3 protein-coding genes are annotated in these 2,143 nt (G+C 38.5%); all 3 read right to left on the bottom strand.

What is annotated here, in order from left to right:
- A partial coding sequence (mobP2, locus tag AALA56_RS09950) for a MobP2 family relaxase (protein WP_369909879.1) occupies window positions 1-1,267 on the bottom strand: 1,267 nt, incomplete at its 3' end.
- Window positions 1,268-1,822: a hypothetical protein gene (locus tag AALA56_RS09945; protein ID WP_369909878.1), complete on the bottom strand. Its 555-nt coding sequence runs from the start codon at window positions 1,820-1,822 to the stop codon at window positions 1,268-1,270.
- An 11-nt stretch (window positions 1,823-1,833) separates the two neighbouring features.
- A partial coding sequence (locus AALA56_RS09940; protein ID WP_369909877.1) for a hypothetical protein occupies window positions 1,834-2,143 on the bottom strand: 310 nt, incomplete at its 5' end.

Below are 2,143 nucleotides of genomic sequence, written 5' to 3'. Positions count from 1 at the left end.
CTTGTGCTTTAGGTAGCTGTTCTAAAATCTTCCTCTGGTTCAAACTTGAAAACTTGTCCAAATTTTTTTCCAGCCGAACGTCTTGTAACTGAGGTGCAGCTTCTCTAAAAGAGCGTAAGACATTATTAGCGAGTCGTTCTCTTAAATCCATAACACGACGTGCCAGGTGATGTTCCAAATCATATCCCTTCGATGTCGCTAATGTCCGAATGACCTCACCATCCATCTTGCGAATTTTTTCGTAGGTGTGATTTTTTTCAGCCGAATAGACGCCTTGATAAGTTTCGAGAAAGTCTCTTGTTTCTTGCAAAAACTCTTGATAAGCAACCTGTCCTTCATTTTTTAAATAGGAGTCCAAGTATCTATCTAGAAAGAACTTACTAACCGCAAAGTCTCTCGCATTGGAACCATAACGCCACCTTTTATTGAGTGGTAGGTGATTGTAAGCCTGCTCCAAAAAATTTTTTTCAGCAGAAGATACCACCTTGTTGTTCTGATAAACGGAAGCGATCAAATTTGTTTTGAGATTAGCAAGTATCTGTTCTTTTCTAATCAGGTTTGATCGTGTCTCTTCTTTCAAGAGCCCATGATAAATCCCACTTTTAAAACGGTTAATGGTTTTCTGTGAGAAGTTTCCTTTGTACTCCATACGCATTCTAGGCTGGTAAAAGATTTTTTCTCTGTTAGATTGAATCTCGGAAAGTCCGAAATGAATATGGATATTATCAGTATTGAGATGGATGTTACCCCACCAAAAAGCAGAATCCGAAAGTTTCTCTTTTTGGATAAGGGTTGGCATCATATCACGCATAACTGCCTTAATTGCTTTTTGGTCAACTCGACCAGTTGCTGTATCGTATAACCCTTGCTCAGCTAGAAAAGCATTATCAAAGGAAATAACACCTTGCCAGAGAAGAGAACCATTTTGATAAGCTGTTTCTAACTTATTTTTGAGTTCATCCAAACGTCGCTTTTGAAGATAATCAGCCTCTTGCGTAAAGACCGCTGTCAATTCCTCGGATTGTTTTTCGGTCGCATAGGAGCGGTTCATGTAATCAATATACTCTCGAAAGTTCAACTGTGTTTCAGGAACAGCTTCCTGAATTTGGGTCATGGCATCTTCAGTCAACCCTTCAACCATTTGGCGATTGGTTTCTAGGAAAAGCTCCTCGTCCATTTTGACAGCTTCGCTACGATTGGTGTAGTTAACATATCGGCTATTAGCTTCTGTATATTGAAGCATAAATGTGATGTTAGGACTCGTCATCTACTCCTCCTCTCGTAATGCAGCGTACTCTTTTAACAAAGGCTGTAATTCTTCCGCTTCAACTTTGAAGTTCTGAAACCAAGGACCAGATGGAGAAACATGTAACTCTTTTTTAGCTTCAATAAACTGCATAGGGACTAACAATATATAAGGGTTCGTCAACTCTAAACCACTTTCACGTTCAAGAAAAGCAACAATAAAATCTTGATTGCCATTTGTTCTAAATTGCCAGTGATGAGAATTTCCATTTTTCTTTTTATGCAAGGAGCTGTACTTAACATCAATCGTTAACCCCTCAAACCAAAAATCATAGACAGGGTTATTTTTCTTAAAATACCTATTGGCATCCGTTGCCTCTGGAACATATTTTTGAAAAAGTTCTTCTGCCAGTCCTCCTAATTTAGCCGTCCTAGAACCATACTGAATTTTATCTTGGATCTTCAAGCAGCCACTCTTAATCAATTTTAAATGAGCAACATGCGTTGGTAGTCCTGATTGTTTCACTGCTTCATAAAAATCACCAGTCTCTAAATAGAGATCAACAATATCAGCCATTTTGCTTATCCTCAATGTGAATGTTTTAGCGTTTGACCACGACTCACATCCTCCTTGATAAGGTCTTCAATACGAGCCATAAGTTCGTGCTGTGTCGGATCAAAACGAGAGTGAATAGATTCTAAATCTTGAATATCAAAATCTGCTCCTTTTGTGATTGCATGGAAATTTGTTAGCTCCAAATAGAGCAGTTGATCCATCTGCTTACGAATCGATTTCAAAATCTGTTTCTCATCTGTATCTGCCAAATTTTTTTCCAGCCGAGAGAGGCGCTCATAAAAATTCTGTCGCTCACCTTCTTCTAAAAAGAGTTTATGGAAG

This window comes from Streptococcus hyointestinalis, assembly GCF_041225505.1.
Classification (GTDB): domain Bacteria; phylum Bacillota; class Bacilli; order Lactobacillales; family Streptococcaceae; genus Streptococcus; species Streptococcus hyointestinalis_B.
This window is presented reverse-complemented; position numbering and strand designations above follow the sequence as displayed.